The sequence below is a fragment of the Romboutsia sp. CE17 genome, assembly GCF_012317385.1.
GTDB lineage: Bacteria > Bacillota > Clostridia > Peptostreptococcales > Peptostreptococcaceae > Romboutsia_E.
The window spans coordinates 311347-328843 of record NZ_CP051144.1 but is presented as its reverse complement, the minus strand read 5'-3'; the positions used below and the strand labels follow the sequence as shown (position 1 = coordinate 328843).

Annotated in this window: 15 protein-coding genes and 1 pseudogene; 2 read left to right on the top strand and 14 right to left on the bottom strand. The window is 27.1% G+C overall.

Annotation, left to right across the window (positions count from 1 at the left end):
- Window positions 1-27: 27 nt before the first annotated feature.
- The 6 genes from HF520_RS01650 to HF520_RS01625 all read right to left on the bottom strand — a co-directional run bounded on the left by HF520_RS01650 (window position 28) and on the right by HF520_RS01625 (window position 5601).
- Entirely contained in the window at window positions 28-1500 is a 1473-nt protein-coding gene (locus tag HF520_RS01650; RefSeq protein WP_168572374.1) for a protein adenylyltransferase SelO, read from the bottom strand.
- Between the two features lie 181 nt (window positions 1501-1681).
- Window positions 1682-2113, bottom strand: a complete 432-nt coding sequence (locus HF520_RS01645) for a gamma-glutamylcyclotransferase family protein (RefSeq protein ID WP_168572373.1) — start codon at window positions 2111-2113, stop codon at window positions 1682-1684.
- Window positions 2113-2754: a pyroglutamyl-peptidase I gene (gene pcp, locus HF520_RS01640; RefSeq protein ID WP_168572372.1), complete on the bottom strand. Its 642-nt coding sequence runs from the start codon at window positions 2752-2754 to the stop codon at window positions 2113-2115. Before pcp ends, HF520_RS01645 begins: the two co-directional genes overlap by 1 nt.
- A gap of 36 nt (window positions 2755-2790) precedes the next feature.
- Window positions 2791-3720, bottom strand: coding sequence for a DUF979 domain-containing protein (locus HF520_RS01635; RefSeq protein ID WP_168572371.1), 930 nt, complete (start codon window positions 3718-3720; stop codon window positions 2791-2793).
- The gene (locus HF520_RS01630; RefSeq protein ID WP_168572370.1) at window positions 3720-4406 is read right to left on the bottom strand and encodes a DUF969 domain-containing protein; all 687 of its coding nucleotides are present in this window, start codon (window positions 4404-4406) and stop codon (window positions 3720-3722) included. The genes HF520_RS01635 and HF520_RS01630 overlap by 1 nt, the downstream gene beginning before the upstream one ends.
- 298 nt (window positions 4407-4704) lie before the next feature.
- A complete protein-coding gene (locus HF520_RS01625) occupies window positions 4705-5601 on the bottom strand; it encodes an FUSC family protein (protein ID WP_168572369.1) in 897 nt (298 codons plus the stop codon).
- A gap of 544 nt (window positions 5602-6145) precedes the next feature.
- Here HF520_RS01625 and hpf point away from each other — a divergent pair.
- Both hpf and HF520_RS01615 read left to right on the top strand, forming a co-directional pair.
- Entirely contained in the window at window positions 6146-6679 is a 534-nt protein-coding gene (gene hpf / locus HF520_RS01620; RefSeq protein ID WP_168572368.1) for a ribosome hibernation-promoting factor, HPF/YfiA family, read from the top strand.
- A 467-nt stretch (window positions 6680-7146) separates the two neighbouring features.
- Window positions 7147-8448: a conjugated bile salt MFS transporter gene (locus HF520_RS01615; protein WP_168572367.1), complete on the top strand. Its 1302-nt coding sequence runs from the start codon at window positions 7147-7149 to the stop codon at window positions 8446-8448.
- 120 nt (window positions 8449-8568) lie between these two features.
- On the opposite strand, the gene HF520_RS01610 is transcribed toward HF520_RS01615, so the two are convergent.
- The 8 genes and pseudogenes from HF520_RS01610 to HF520_RS01575 form a co-directional block, all read right to left on the bottom strand.
- The gene (locus HF520_RS01610) at window positions 8569-9933 is read right to left on the bottom strand and encodes an MATE family efflux transporter (protein WP_168572366.1); all 1365 of its coding nucleotides are present in this window, start codon (window positions 9931-9933) and stop codon (window positions 8569-8571) included.
- A 245-nt stretch (window positions 9934-10178) separates the two neighbouring features.
- Window positions 10179-10685 (bottom strand): superoxide dismutase family protein, encoded by a 507-nt coding sequence (locus HF520_RS01605; RefSeq protein ID WP_168572365.1) that lies wholly within the window; start codon window positions 10683-10685, stop codon window positions 10179-10181.
- A 153-nt stretch (window positions 10686-10838) separates the two neighbouring features.
- Window positions 10839-11486 carry a PAQR family membrane homeostasis protein TrhA gene (trhA, locus tag HF520_RS01600; protein WP_168572364.1) on the bottom strand — a complete coding sequence of 216 codons (648 nt, stop codon included), beginning with the start codon at window positions 11484-11486 and terminating at the stop codon, window positions 10839-10841.
- A gap of 295 nt (window positions 11487-11781) precedes the next feature.
- Window positions 11782-13199: pseudogene (locus tag HF520_RS01595) on the bottom strand (spore germination protein).
- 171 nt (window positions 13200-13370) lie between these two features.
- Window positions 13371-14780 carry a vWA domain-containing protein gene (locus HF520_RS01590; protein WP_168572363.1) on the bottom strand — a complete coding sequence of 470 codons (1410 nt, stop codon included), beginning with the start codon at window positions 14778-14780 and terminating at the stop codon, window positions 13371-13373.
- 2 nt (window positions 14781-14782) lie between these two features.
- Window positions 14783-15913 carry an ATP-binding protein gene (locus tag HF520_RS01585; protein WP_168572362.1) on the bottom strand — a complete coding sequence of 377 codons (1131 nt, stop codon included), beginning with the start codon at window positions 15911-15913 and terminating at the stop codon, window positions 14783-14785.
- Between the two features lie 11 nt (window positions 15914-15924).
- Window positions 15925-16740, bottom strand: coding sequence for a hypothetical protein (locus HF520_RS01580; protein WP_168572361.1), 816 nt, complete (start codon window positions 16738-16740; stop codon window positions 15925-15927).
- A 226-nt stretch (window positions 16741-16966) separates the two neighbouring features.
- Entirely contained in the window at window positions 16967-17464 is a 498-nt protein-coding gene (locus HF520_RS01575) for a CarD family transcriptional regulator (RefSeq protein WP_168572360.1), read from the bottom strand.
- Between the last annotated feature and the right edge of the window lie 33 nt (window positions 17465-17497).

The window sequence follows — 17497 nt, the reverse complement described above, 5'->3', positions numbered from 1 at the left end:
AAAATTATTGTATTATAACCTTATATATCAAGTTCCACAGTATGTTCTATATTTACAATTTGATGGCTTTGGTAATTTTGAATATTCTTCTTGATCTTGTGAGTGCTCATAAGGTTTTGATAATATATTTAAAAATTTTTTCATTGGATCAAAATCACCTTTATCTGCCGCTTCTAAAACCTCTTCTACTCTATGATTCCTTGGTATAACTGATGGATTAGAGTTTTTCATAAGTTCATGGACTAATTCACTTGACTGAACTTGTCTTTTTAATCTTTCCTGCCATAACTTATACCAATTTATAAATTCTGTACTGCTAAACATACCTTCATTTTTATTTTTACTAAAAGTTAATGCTATAAATGTATTTGTATAATCCTCATTGTACTTTTCCATCATACTTAATAAATCTTCTATTATAGCTTTATCTTGTGCTTCTTCATTAAATATTCCAAGCTTTGATCTCATTATAGACATCCAATTTGTATAATATATATCATAAAAATTAGATATTGCGTCTTGAGCTATTTCTATAGCTTTTTCTTGATTTTCGTGTAATATAGGAAGTAACGCTTCTGCAAATCTACATAAATTCCATTCTGTAATAATTGGTTGATTTTTATATGCATAACGACCTCTTGTATCAATAGAACTAAATACTGTATTTGGATCGTAATTATCCATAAATGCACATGGACCATAGTCTATTGTCTCTCCACTAATGGTCATATTATCTGTATTCATAACTCCATGTATAAATCCTACAGATTGCCATTTTGCTACTAAGCTTGCTTGAACCCTTATTACTTCTTTTAAGAAATTAATATACTTATTTTCATCATCACTTATATTAGGATAATGTCTATTTATACAGTAATCAGCTAAACTTTTTAATTGATCTATATCTCCAAAACTAGATATATATTGGAATGTTCCAAATCTAATATGACTTGAAGCTACACGTGTCAGTATAGCTCCTTTTTTTATACCATCACGAATTACTGCTTCTCCTGTTTCAACCACAGCTAAACTTCTTGTTGTTGGTATTTTAAGATTATACATAGCCTCGCTTATAATGTATTCTCTAAGCATAGGACCTAGTACAGCTCTTCCATCTCCACCTCTAGAATAAGGAGTTCTTCCTGATCCTTTTAATTGAATATCATATCTTTCTTTAGAAGGGTTTATTTGCTCACCTATTAATAGTGCTCTTCCATCTCCTAAAATTGTAAAATGTCCAAACTGATGTCCTCCATAAGCTTGTGCTATATATGCTCCATTTTCTGCATATTTATTACCAGAAAGTATAGATACTCCTTCAGGAGTTTTAAGATTTTCGCTATTTAATCCTAATGATTTTGCTAATTCATCATTTAATATAACTAATTTCGGAGAACGTACTGGATCTAATTTAATTTTGCTAAAAAATAACTTAGGAAAATTAACATAGGTATTATCAAAGTTCCATCCAAATTTAATATTATCTTTAATATTAGTCATTTTTCCTCCTCAATAATTTTATTTATTATTATTTTTTAATTTTATTAAATTTATATACCCATATTATTGTTTTGGAATAATTTGATTTTTTATTTTATTAATCACCTACTAGTTATTTATACATAATTTTATATAATAATAGCCGTATCACATACTTGTAATACGGCTATTATAAAAGTAATTATTTACTTATCATATATTTTTTCCAGTCTCCATGAGGAATATATACAGAACCTTCTTCAAAATGCTCATCTTTATCTTTGTTATAGAAATAAACAAAGCATTTTTCCTTTTCATTAGTTTCAAGATTCTCAACCTCTAGAATAACTTTATGGTATTCATTTTCAGGATTATTTTCACTTATAAATCCTTCCATCTCATCCATGGCTTTCATAGTATCTTCGTATTGGCCTTCATCTATAACTATTATTTCTCCAAATACTTCATCTTCTCCATGTGTTATGGCTGGATATCCTTTATAAGGCATATGGTATAACCTCATATTAGTAAGTTTTGCATCTATATTTTTTGATACTTTTCCTAATAGATACTTATCATAATTGAAAAATCCTTCTCTTAAGCTTCCATAAACAAAAAGATTTATATTCTTCATTAGCAAATTTCGCCACCTATCGTCTTAATGTCCTCAGTGTATAAAGTACATGCTTCTATAGCAAGTTCTAATCCTTTAATTATCTCTTCTAATGACATATATGGTGTATTTTTCTTATCCATGACTTGAGATGTCATATATGGTATGTGTATAAATCCACCCTTTATGTTAGGATATTTCTTATCTATCATATATAGTATTCCATACATTACATGATTACATACAAATGTTCCAGCTGTATTTGATAATGTAGCAGGTATATTATTATCATTCATATGCTTTACCATAGCTTTTACTGGTAAGTTTGAAAAATATGCTGGTTGACCATCAGATTTTATTATTTCGTCTGTTGGTTGATTACCTTCGTTATCTTTTATTCTAAAATCATCTATATTTATAGCAACTCTTTCTGGAGTTATATCAAATCTTCCTCCTGCTTGACCTACAGATATTACTATATCAGGCTTATGAGTTTCTATAGCACTCTCTATTGCTTGAACCGATTTAGTTTGAACTGTAGGTATAGTTATTTTTATAATCTCAGCTCCATTAATGTTGTCTTTTACCATTTTAACTGCTTCTTCAGCTGGATTTACTGGTTCTCCTCCAAATGGATCAAATCCTGTTAATAATATCTTCATGACATTTCCTCCTAAAAGTTTATAACTAAATTTCTATTAAAATCCTAAAGTGTACATTAAGAATATATGAACTATTAATAAGATTACTGCAAAAGTTGCTTGTGCTTTTATTACTGCGTTCTTATCTTTTAGTTCTAGTAATGCTGCAGGCAATACGTTAAAGTTTGCAGCCATTGGTGTTAATAATGTTCCACAATATCCTGCAGTTAATGCTAGCATTGAACAAACTACTGGATCTCCACCTTGAGCAAATACAAATGGAACACCTACACCTACAGTTATTACTGAGAATGCAGCAAATGCATTACCCATTATTGCTGTAAATATTGCCATACCTAAACAGTAAGCTATAACCCCTACTAATATATTTCCACTTGGTATAACACTTGATATTATAGAAGATATTTTATCTCCTACTCCAGCAGCTGTAAATAATACACCTAATGAAGCTAGTAATTGAGGTAATATAGTAAATGATCCCATTGATTGATACATTCTATTACTATCTTCTAAGAATTCTTTTGGTTTTGCTTTTGTTATTATAAATGTTATTACTAAAGTAACTGTAGCTGATATACCTATAGCTACTGTTCCAGGGAATGAAGTAAATGATGCTATAAGCATTGCTATTATAGCTATTGATAACGATGGTATAAATATCTTTAAACCAAGTTTTTCAGCCTTTAAGTTAGCAAAAGTTTCATCTAATTGTTTTAAAGTTCCTATGTTTATTTGCTTAGTTGCTGATAAAAGTGCTATTACTACTACAAGTAAACCTACTATCGAACTTGGTATATAATCTCCAAACATAAATATTGCAGATAATATTCCCCAAAATACTGCTGTACCTATTCTAGTTTTATGATTTTTATCTTTTAAGGTAAATACCATGGTAACTCCCATGTATAATCCTATCATCATGTAGAATATCTGTAATAATGTATTTGAAAGTTGTGTCATGTCCATTATGCTGCACCTCCTACATTATTTCTATTTTCATATTTTTTCTTTAATTTTCTATCTAATGATATATTTTGACTTACCCACAATACTAAAGCTATTATAGCTACTGGTATTGCTACTTTTGATAATTGAAGTGTATCTACTTTTATTCCTAAGCCTTCTAGTGTAGATGCAACTAAAAGTACACCTGAATTAGCCATAAATACATTTTGTGCACAGAAATTTCCGATATTATCTGATGCAGCTGAGTAAGCTTTTATTTTATCTAAATCCTTTTCATCTAGTTCACCATATTTTGCAATTGCTGCACCTTCTGCCATTGGACTTACTAAAGGTCTAACAAATTGAGGATGACCACCTAGTGTAACCCCCATTCCTATAGTTACTTCTCTTATAAAAGTATATCCACTTAATAATATTCCTGTAGATAATCCTTTTGCCTTTTTTATAAGCATTATTGCTTTAGCTTTTAACCCATATCTCTCACATAAACCTATAATAGGAACTGTAAGCATGAATAGACAAGTTGTTCTGTTTGTTATAAATGCGTCTCCTAAAGTTGTTAGTATCTCCATTATATTCATGTCAGCTACTAACCCAGTTGTAATTCCAGCTGCTACTACTACAGCTATAGTGTCTAATTTTAATGCAAATCCGACGATTATAATTAATATTCCTACTAACTCCATGTTGTCATCTCCATTTCTTGATTGTTTTATCCAAATTAGTTAGTTTAGTTAATTATATAACGGTATAGTCGAGATGTAAATATTTTTCGACATTATTTCGCAAATTATTCTGAAAATACAAAATAAATAAACTATTCACTTAATTGCAAATAACATAGTAATTTATATATATTTTAATCTAAATTATATTTTTATAAATATAGTAAATAAATAATAGATAAAGCTCTATATATACTTTTTAATTTTAAAATCCTACTTGAGATATTTACTTTTAGTTGACATTGTCACCTTAAATATATTAGGCTCTTGCTTCTATATTCTCTATACCACTATAAGCATCTTGTATTTCATTAATACTCTCTATTATCATTCTTATATGGTAGTTATAAACAGGACTTATATTGTCCTTTATTTCTACTTTTTCATCTAATTCATCATATAAATCTTTACTTTTAATATAATTTTCTTTATTTAAGTAACATTTATCTTTCATATGTTCTAATACTTGAAGATGTAAATATATCTGCTTACACTTAGCTATTGTTTTATTTATTGATTCATTGTCAATTTCATCATTACTATACTCTAATTCATCTAAAAAGTTTTTATATAGTTCTTCTAATTTTGTAATTTCATCTTTTAATAAAGATATATCTACGTTGTTACCTTTTTCTATTTCTCTTTTTAATAACTTGATAGATGTATTTTCTATCACCTTTATTTCGTTATATATACTTTCTAAATAGTTCGGTCTATATATGAAGTAATTTACTCCAACACCTATAATAACTCCTATTGATGTATCTACTATTCTATGAATAGAATAATAAACAGGATTTGTAGAATCAACTCCTAATAATATAGAACAACAAACTACACATGCAATAGTTATGGATTTATTTATTTTTAAAATATTACAAACATATATTGTTGTAATAACAGCTAAACAAGATAATATAGGATCTCCAGGCCTTATTAATACAAATAAAAAACCTATAACACCTCCAATAAATGTACCTTTTAATCTATTTATACCTACAATAAGAGACCCCTTAACTGTGGTTTGCATACATACAATGCAAGCTATAGCTGCGAACAAAGTCTTATCTAATATGTTTAAATATCCAACTAACGCACATAACATTACACCTATACCTGTCTTTATGTTTCTCATTCCAGGTTTCTGTAAATACAACGTACACACCTCCTAATATTAATAACTCTATTATAATCTAAATTTTTAATGTTAGAAATAGTATTATATTTATATTGTTAAATTTAAAAACTTATTAAGATTTTAGCTTTCTCTAGCTTAATGATTTTCCACTATATAAATAAAAGATACTAAATAATTATTTAGTACCTCTTATTCTTAATTTATGTTAACTATTAAATTTGCTCTTATATATTATGATTTTCTATTATATTTTATGATTTTCTATTATATTTTTAGATTTAAATAAAAAACACCGTATAATCAATATTTTATCAGAAAATTCAGTAAAAATATAGACTTTTATTGCAAACATTTTCCATATATAATTAAATCATAAATAAAATTTTAAAAGAAAGAAGTGTTGCCTATGAAGAAAATATTACTTTTGATAGCTACCCTATTTAGTGGTTTTTTAATATTTACCTTCTTTAAAAAAAATGAGATTATTGAATAATCTTTATCAATTTAAAATGAAGACAGTATAAAGAGTATAACAAACTAAATTTATTGGAGGTTTAGAATTATGAATATAACTATAGTTTCAAAACAATTAAAATTAACAGATGCAATAAAAGAAAAAATAGAAAATAAGTTTAGCAAGTTAGAAAAATACTTAAATGAAGATACTGATATTAATGTAAAGTTAGATGTAAAAAGAAAAAATCAAAAGATAGAAGTTACAATATTCACTAAAGGTGGGACTATACTTAGAGCTGAAAATTCTACAGAAGATTTATATGCTTCTATAGACTTAGTTTATGATAAACTATATAGCCAAATAAGAAAGCTAAAAACTCAGCTATCTAAGAAAAATAAATCTAATGCTAGTATAAGATTTGATAATATCGAAGACTATATTTCACCTGAAGATGAACATGAAAATAAAATAAAAAAGGTTAAGAAATTTAATATAAATAAACCTATGACTCCTGAGGATGCAATTATTCAGATGGATTTACTGAGTCATAACTTCTTTGTATTCAGAGATTCTGACACTGAAGAGATAAATATTGTTTATAAAAGACATGATGGCTATGGATTAATAGAACAAATATAATCTTATGTGTGTGTAATTACTAAAAATCGATACTTTCTATAGTATCGATTTTTTATTTACATTCCTATATAATGTATTTTATTGTTTCTTTATCCATTGCTCCTAGAACATATAAGCTTTTATGTAATTTCAATTAGAAAAATTTGAATTTATGAAATTCAATTTTTCTAATTGAATGTTTAGCTTTAAAGAATTATTATATAATTTTCAATATTGCGTTTGATTCAATTAAATATACTATTGTAAATTACTCATATATATCAATACAAAATAAATTAATTTTTTATAAAATTGATTTAGTCAATTATTTTCAAATTTTCCCTATTGTTTTATCTGTCGAAAAATGTTATTATTTGCATCTAATAACTTTTTATAAGTTTATTAAAGTCTAAAGTATAATTCGAAGTAATATTTACTTTTAATTCTTTAAATTATACTAAAAATTAACAGTAAAGAAGGTATTCATTATGGAAAACGCAAAAAGTAAAAGTACATTTTTTTATGGTTGGTTAATAGTTGTAGGTTGTATGCTTATTCAAGCTGTACCATATTCATTAGCTGCTAATATCCAACCTGCATTTACAAACTATGTAACTTCGGGAGAAGGTTTTACTTATACTCAATTTTCATTAATATTTACTATTGGTACTATTGTATCTGCTATATGCTCTCCTTTTATAGGAAAGCTATATTCTCATCCTAAAGCAAACATAAAATTACTTTATGTACTTGGTGTAGTTTTAGTTGGTGGAGCATTTTCAGCTATGTCTTTAGCTGGAGGTAATATATTTGCTTACTACGCATTATCTATATTAGTACAAATAGGTTCTGCAATAATATCTGCTATAGGTGTTCCTACACTTATAAATAGCTGGTTCGTAGAAAACAAAGGTATAGCAATGGGACTTGCATTCTCTGGTGGAGGACTTGGAAATATGGTTCTTCAACAATTTGCAGGAAAATGGCTATCTAATCCAGCAATAGGTTACAAAGGTGCTTACCTTAGATTTGGTTTATTAGCTATAATAGTAGCTTTACCTATAGCATTATTTATAATGAGATTACCAAAATCAAAAGCTGAATTAGAATTAAATAAGCCTAAAAAAGCTAAAAATAAGTCAAATGAAAACTCAAACTGGGGATATACATTTGCAGAAGTAAGTAAAATTAAGTATTTCTGGATATTCGCAATATCATTTATTTTTGTTGGTCTATATGTTGGTGGAATGGCATTACAATTTATCCCATACTTACAAACACTAGAGCAAAAAGAAATATTCACTTTAGGTTCAGCATTAGTAGCATCTTTATTTGGTTTAATTTCAGTATTTGGAAACCTATGTGGTGGTGTTTTATTCGATAAACTTGGTATAACAAAATCTCTTGTGTTAGCAGGATTACTGGTAATCACTGGTGGATTATCTTTAATATTTGTAGGTCAAATAAATATGCTTGGTTTTGTATTTTCTATTTGTTTAGGTATATCTATGTATTCATATATAATAGGACCATCTTATATGACTGGGGCTTTATTCGGTAATAAAGAATTCGGTACTATATTAGGTATTGTTCAAATATTCTTTGCTGCTGGATTTGGAGCAGGATCTACTTTATTTGGAGTAATCGTTGATAAATCTGGATTTACTGCTGGATGGATATCTACAATAGTATACGCTGTAGTAGCTTATTCTGGTCTATTATACTCTACTAGTTCAATAATAAAAATGAACAAAGAGCAAAATGTTTTTGAAACTAAAAAAATAGTATAAATATAAAAACATAAATCAATATTTATAATAAATAAAAAGATGTCTTAAAATGATTTTTTATCATTAAATAGACATCTTTTTATTTTTATTTATAATTATTATTTTACTAATTTTAAATTTTTAAGCTACACATTCTGTTTCTATTTTCTTATGAGATTTAACTTCTCTATTTATTAATATAAATGTCACTATAAATGATATTACGTCAGCTATTGGTTGAGCAAACCAAACACCATTTAGTCCAAAAATTCTTGGTAATATAAGCATCATAGGTACTAATAATATTACCTGTCTAAGTAAACTTAAAAACATTGCTTGCTTAGCTTTACCAATTGATTGAATATAGTTAGAACCAATTATAGACATACCTATTAAAGGCATCATACATAAGTACTTTCTAACTCCATCAACTGATATTCTTACAAGTTCAGCATCACTGTTAAACATGCTTACTATTGGCCCTGGTACAAATTGAACGACTAACCAACTTATAAATAGACCTATTGTTGCTGCTGAAACGCATATTTTAAGAGTTTTTTCAGCTCTATCATATCTTTTACATCCATAGTTAAATCCAACTATAGGTTGTGCTCCTTGACTTATTCCTATTATAGGCATACTTAGTAACGTTACTATAGAGTTTACAGTAGCCATAGCACCTATAGCTAAATCTCCACCATAAGTTCTAAGGGCATTATTACTTATTATTTGAACACAACTTGCTGCTATTTGCATAGCAAATGGAGCTACTCCAATCGAGAATATTATAGCTATTAATGATTTATCTAATTTTAAATTAGCTTTATCAAATCTTAAATTAGACTTTCCTCTTAAGTAATAAGATAGTCCCCAAGCAGCTGTTACAAATTGTGATATAACAGTAGCAATAGCTGCTCCTTGTATTCCCATATTAAATCCAAATATAAATACTGCATCTAAAACTATATTTGTCACACACCCTACAATCATTATTATTGCTGAAAGTTTAGGGTTTCCGTCTCCTCTAATAATATGATTAAATGCAAATCCCATTAAGTTAAATACACTTCCTAATAATATTATATTTATATATGCTTTTGCATAATATAAACTATCTTTACTTGCTCCAAATGATGTTAATATTTGGTCTTCAAATATAATTCCTAATGTTGTTATCATTAATCCAACTATTATTGCTAATGTGATTGCATTACCTATAAGCTTTTCTGCCTCTTCTCTTTTTCCTTGACCTAATTTAATAGATATATTAGTTGCTGTTCCTACTCCTATTAAAAGACCAAATGCTAATATTATAGTCATTATCGGCATAGTAACTCCTAAACCAGTTATTGCAAGTGGCCCAACTCCTGGTATATTTCCTATGAATATTCTATCTACTACATTGTATAATCCATTTACCATCATACCTATTATTGCTGGTAATGAATATTTTAGTAGTAATTTTCCTATAGGTTCTGTTCCTAAAATTTGTTGATTATTACCCATATATGTCCTCCTATTGTTTATTTTATAATCTAAGTTGCATAAACAACTATATTTTTAAAGTTTTGCAAATTGCACAAGAATTATTATATTATTATTTAGTTGTATTTACAACTTTTTTTATAATATTTTTATTATTATAATTAATGATTGTTTATTAATATGTATTTCTTATAATCGGAATATAATTAAATAAAACCATATTAATTATTTAATTAATATGGCTTTATTATTTAAATATCTACTACTTAATAATAAGTTATAACTCCACATGCCCATCTAGATCCTGCATTTCCAGCAGGTTGTGAAGTAAAATCATCATATTTTTCATGAAGTATAAAGGACTTACCTATAACCTCATCTACAGTAAATCTATTTGTAAATACAGATAAGATTCCTATTCCATTTGCAGATAGTATTGGTGGTAAATCTCCTGCATGCATAGGATGTTCTGCATTAGTTGGATTGTAGTGAGATTTAGCATTAGTAAATGGATCATTTTTATTTCCTACAGTACAATCTCCTATTTCATGAATATGGAGTCCATGAAATGAACTAGTTTGATTATTTGTATTTGGTATTCCTGTTATATATGCTTTTACATATACTCCATCTTCTAATTGATATAAATAAATAGTTCCTTTAATACAAGATGCCAAAGGCCCTCCCTTTATTTGAGCATATGCATTTGGTTTGGATGGATTATACATAGAAAATATTTTTTGAATATCATACTCTGGACAAGTTTTATCCATGATATACCTCCTTATAATAAGCTTTCAATGCTCTATATTTTATGTTCTTTAATTAAAGAATGTTAATATTTTAAAATGAATTTTATTTTTATATTCTATGTAATCTATAATAAAAAAGATATTAGCAAATAACTAATATCTTTTAAGAAACTTTTATATTACATATTTGTATACAGCAAAGAAGTGACAAAGGCTACCTAATAATATGAAAATATGAAATATTTCATGGAAACCTAATTTTTTAAATTTAAGCGCTTCAGGCTTGATTCCATATATTATTGCTCCTATAGTGTAGAAAATCCCTCCTAATACTAATAAGAATACACCTTCTAATGGTATAGAGTTTGAAAGTGGCTTTATTAAAAATACAGATATCCATCCCATACCTATGTAAATACATGTAGATATCCATCTAGGACATTTAAACCATATCATTTTAAATAATATTCCACATATAGCTATGGTAGCTACTATGATAAATGATATCCATCCTGTTACCCCTTTTAATCCAATCAAACAAAAAGGAGTATAAGAACCTGCTATAAGAACAAAAATCATAGAATGATCTATTCTTCTTAAAAACGAAATTACCTTTTCCGATGCTACCACTAAATGATATGTAGCTGATGCACTATAAAGAAGTATTAAACTAATACCAAATATAATAACTGCAGATATATCTACAATAGAAGGGTTAGTTAGCGTAGTCTTTATAACTAAAGCTAATAATCCAAAAAAAGAAAGAATTGCACCACCTAAATGTGTAAATCCATTTATAGGTTCTCTAGTATATCTCCCCATAAATACCTCCTATTAAACTATTATTTCTTCATGTTCAGTTAATTAATAAATTCTACTAAATATTCTAAATAATTATATTCTTACTAAGCATACATATAAAAAATATTATTTTATATAAAGACTAAATATCCAGTCGGTCATCCGACTGATTATGTTTTATATTGTATCTTGATTTAATACAAAAGTCAACAAAGTAATATTTAATTCATAAAAGATAAAAAGAGTAGCTTAAAACCATAAATACTTAACTTTAATCTACCCTTTTCATACATTACTTTAATCTAAAATTCAAATATTATTTTTTATTATTAGCTCTTATAGGAGTTCTAAATATTTGCCTCATAAATGCTGTTCTATTAAAAGGAATTAACGGATATAAATAAGATCCTCCAACGATTGTTTTATTAGTAGCTACTAAAATTATAGTTATTATTAATCCTAATATAAATCCCCATATATCAAATATTCCTGTAAGTATTAATATCATTATCCTACATAGTTTAATAGCAAATCCTAATTCTATACTTGTTTGTGCGAAGCTTCCTAAAGAAACCACCGCTATATATAATATTGTTTCTGGTACAAACCATTCTGTTTTAATTGCAAATTCACCAAGTATTAATGCACCTACTACAGATAGTGACATTCCCAGTGAACCGGGTGTATTTAATGATGCTAATTTTAATGCATCTACTGCCCCTTCTAGTAATAAAAATTGTATAATAATTGGAACTGCATATCCTTTTTCTGGTTCTATAAATCTAATCCATGTAGGAAGTATGTCTATATATTCTAGCATTAGCAAGTAAATAGGCGTAAGTATAAGGGTTGTAAGTAAAGTTAAATTTCTTATCAATCTCAAATAATTACCTGTTAATACTGGCTGATAATAATCATCTACCTCTTGCATAAAGTCAAATATAGTAGTTGGTAAAATTATCACATTTGGTGATGTATCAATTATTATAAGTATCTTACCTTCATTTAAATGAGCTGCTGCTGTATCTGGTCTTTGAGTCGTTTTTATTTTTGGAAATGGATTGTACCACTTTGATTTAGTTAATGATTCTACTAAACTTTGCTGACCCATTTCTAAAGCTCTTACATCAATATTTCCTAGCTCTTTTTTATTTTTTCTATTTTACTCTCATCAGCTACACCTTTTATATAACCTATGGATACATCAGTTTTTGACATATTACCTATATTTAACATTTCAAAAATTAAGTTTTCATCTCTAACTCTTCTTCTTACTAATGCTGTATTCATAACTATAGTCTCTACAAATCCATCTTTTGGACCTTTTAGAGTTTGTTCATTTTGTGGTTCTTCAGGTCCTCTTGCTGGATAAGTACGTACATCAAGTAACATACATTCCTCAAATCCATCTATAACTATGGCCATTGGCCCTACTAAAACAGATGTAACTATTTTATCTATATCATCTTCTTTGTCTACTTCTATATGAGCTATGTATTTATTCATAAAGGTATTTATATTTTGAATTGCGTTCATTTCTTCTTTTGGTATATTCATTATAGTATTTAAAATTCGTTCTGTTACATCATCTTTTGCTAATCCATCTATGAAAAATAAGTAGGATTTTTTCCCGCCCACATAAATTTCTCTTGCTATTATATCAAAACTGTCTTTTATTTTTAATTTTGATGCTATAAGTTCATAATTCTTATCAATAGATTTAGATAGCCTCATTTCTAGTATTTTTTCCTTTCTATTAGTATTTCTATATATTATTAACATTTAATTTACTTCTTATTTCTTCTTATAGAAAAATATTTTATTGTTTAAATTAAAAAATGGTAGATATAAAATATTAATTAATATTTTATATCTACCATTTTATTTCATATATTCATGTAGTTTTTATAAAATCGGAGCTTGATTATTCATAGAATATCCATCATCTCTTACATCACTCATATCTAATAGGTTATCTTTCACTTCAACCTTACTTAGCTTCTTAACAGCTCCATAAGGTTCTATTAAAGAAAGTTTATCACCTCTTCCAGAAATAACCCATAGTACCTTATAACCTCTAGGAGCTACCTCTAGCCTAGTTTCTCCTTTACCATCAGTGAAGTACACTAATAAATTAATTTTTTTATTATTAGCATATTTAAAAACTGGGGTAAATTTAGTTCCACCTCTTACTGCTGGTCTGTCTTTTATATCTTTTACAGATTTAACTTTATATGTTCTCTTTATTTCATTATCACATTCTATAATAGTTATTTCGTGATTATAATTTTTAACTATATTAAGAACTTCTTTGATTGCTTGCTTAAATTCTTCATCACTAATACTTCCACTTGTATCAATTGCTACAGCTATTTCTGCTTTGTGACTTCTAAGCTCTCCTCTTAGATCTAATCTATTTGGCTGTCTTCTATTTCTTCTTGTTATAGTTTTCTTTTTATTACTTTCAACTGTTCCCATTAATCTTCTAAGATATAAATTCCATGGAAGTTCACCTTTGCTATTTTTAAGTGAGTTTATCATATCTTCTAAATATGCTGGAACTTTACCTTTTTGAGAATTATTAATGAACTTTTCTGTAAACTCTTTAATGGTTTGTTCATCTATATCATCAGAATCTTCCCAAGTCTTGTGAGTATTTTCTGGGTTATAGTCAGTTTCAATATTTTCATTTTGACTATTATCATTTTCCTCGCCATCTTTATCATAATCTTGTAAATCTAATTCTGTTTGAATTTTTTCTACATAATATTCAAAAGGCTCATAAGGTTCTAATTGTAAAGAATAGTTTAAGTTAACCCATTCTAAAGTAGTTGCATATGGTGGTAAGTTATTTAAATATTTATTTACTACTATATCCATTGCCATATTAATCGCTAATGTACTGTATTTGCCTTTTAGCTCTTTTGCTCTTACTAAATGTAGTGATAATATATGAAGAATTTCATGCTTAATTGTAGTTTCCATTTGTCTCATATTAAGGTTTAAGAAAATTATAGGGTTAAAATATATTATATACTTAGCTCCTTTAAAACTAACTGATGTAGGGCTACTTATATCAAATCTTATTTCTCTTCCCATTTGGAATAAGAAATACCCATAAAAATTATCCTTATCTTCCATAAGACTTAAGTTAACTTTATCTACAAGGCTTAAAAACTCACGCTTAAAATCATCGCTTATTTCTATTTGAAATCTTTCATCACCACTATTTACTTTTAAAGTAGCTGCTCTATTAACAATTTCTATTGATTTCTCATAAAGATTTTTTGCTTGTTTTTCAAAGTTATTTTCCATAATTAGCTCCTTATTAAGCTATAAGATTCAAAGTATGCTTCTACGAAATCCTCATTTTCTATAGCTTTTTGATAAACTTTCACATAGCTATTTTTAATGTCTTTCATTATACCTACCATTAAATCTATTGGATATGTTTTTATAAATTCTACAAATCTATTTATTTTATTTTTATAATCAAAATTATCATTTTCAATATTTGATTCTAAAGTTTTTAAAATATTCATTGCCGATAAGTAAAGTCTTGTATGGCTTTCATTTTTCACTCTTTCTATAACTTCTTCGCTTAGAGTTTCCCCACAAAATACATCATTGTAAGATATTAATGGATTAGAATCTGCTTCAACAAAACTTATAAATTCTTCTGCTATAACTTTACCTACATTTCCTTTTATAACATTTAAGAATACAGATCTAGGTATTGAATCTTTTTTCTCTTTATACATTTTATAAGTTTTAGAAACTCTTTCATAACTTCTTGGTGTTGCTCTTACATCGTCTTCATTTATTTTATGAAGATATTCTGGGAATGTAGAAATAAATTCTATAACCTTTTGTTCAATTCCAGCATCTATTGCCCATCTTAACCATTGTGAATAATCAGGTTCCATATTTAACCATACAAATCTATTTTCTTGTGCTGCGTCCATATCTACTACTTGATAGTCAAAATCTGATCCATACTTACTTGATGGATTCATTGCTGCTAATATCTTTACTTCATCATCTAATTTGTATCCATTTATTTCTCTGTTTAATATTAAGTTCATAAGCTCTTGTTGAACTGTGTGTTCACAACGGTTTATCTCATCTATAAATAAAAGAACTGTTCTTCCATTAGCTACTTCTTTATCAATTTCTCTTAATTTATTATGAACTGCATATATAGTAGCTTTCTTTTCTACTTCATTGCCATTAGAATCTACTCCTATGTATGATTCTATAGTTGGAAGACCACCAATTTCTCCTTCTTTAAGTAAGTTTCCATCAATAACAACTAAGCTCCAATTATTCTCTTTAGCAAGTCTCTTTGCTAGAGCTGTTTTTCCGATTCCACTTTCACCAACTACTAAAGGTACTTCTTTAGTAGATAATACTAAGTCAACGCTCTTTAATGTATCTATAAAATTCATTTTACTTTCTCCTATATCATCTTTAATTTTTCATCTACTGCTATTTGTTTTGATTTTTTACTTCCATATTTATAAATAAACATTATTTTGTCTAGGGCCATAATGTCACTATCTCTATCTATAACACTACAATTTATGAAATCTCTAACATACTTTTCTTGAACATCTTCTTTTGATAATGTTTCTTTTAGTAGATCCTTTATCTCTTCAGTAGATATTTCTTTACCTATCTTATTTTCTATATATTTTATTACTAGAATATTTACCTTCATAAATTCTATTATTTTATCCTTGTCTAAATCAGCTATAAAACTAATTGCAGCTTCATCACTTTCTACTGCTATTAGTTGAGCATTAAAACTAGGTGATTTTATATATCTTAATGCATCATAACTTATTTTTACAGCTTCTTCTTGTACACTTTCAAAAGGTTCTTTTATATGCTTTATTGAATCGTAATTTTTTCTTACTGCTAATAATTGTAATTCTTCACTTGGATTCTTTGCATATTGAATAGCCCAGCCTGCTTTATCTATTGCTATTTTAATAACTTTATCTGTTGGATTTTTTATATATTCTAAAATACTCCATCCATCATTTATAGCTTTTATCATCATTTCTTCAGTTGGATTATCTATAAATTTTATTGCTCTAGCATTTTTGTCTATAGCTAATTCTTGCATTTCTATTGTTGGATTTTGTATATATCTTAATACAAGACCATCTTCTTTTATGGCTAATAATTTCATTTCATCTGTAGGATTATTTATAGTTTTTATAATAGAAGGATTTCTTTTTATCATTTCAATAAGTCTTGATTCTTCCATTGCTACCTCCCCTATCTATTATTTTTATTTGTAATAAATTTATAATAATTTCTTATTATATTAATATACTTTTTTTTTGAGTTTAAACAGAATAATTCTACCAATAAATATAGATTTAGTTGAGTTGGGACTTATAATATAATTATATAGTAATAAATATTATATAAACACATAAAAAAAGTATTATCAATTGAAATTTGATAATACTCTTCTAATATTATTTACTTTACATCATCTTACTTTTAATGTAATCTTCTACTTTTTCTCTAGGTATACCTAGCACAATTGAAAATTCATCTTCAAGTAGATTTGTAGCCATTTTCATAAATTTTTCATCTATTTGATTTAACTTTTTCCCATTTTGCATTAATCTAGTTCTTTTATCATCAATATTTATTATTAATTTTAATAAGTCTATACAGTCATGACTTCTTATTAGTGTTTTATAATAATCTTGCAGTACCCTATAATTCATTGTGCTACAATCAACTCTCTCTATTAAAGGAATCTGTTTAATTACTGTCTGAATTTCTTCATATGTTATGATAGGCCTCATAAATACATTAGTATCTATTGGAACAAACATCTTTCCATTGTCATGTACAGGTTTAAGTGTATAATAGTTATTTTTTTTGCTAAATTCAGAAATAGTAAGTTCACTTATGTCTTCTATTTCACATACACCTTCACTTCCATAGATAACGAATTCTCCAACTTTGTACATACTTCATACCTCCATCTTCACTTATATTTTATT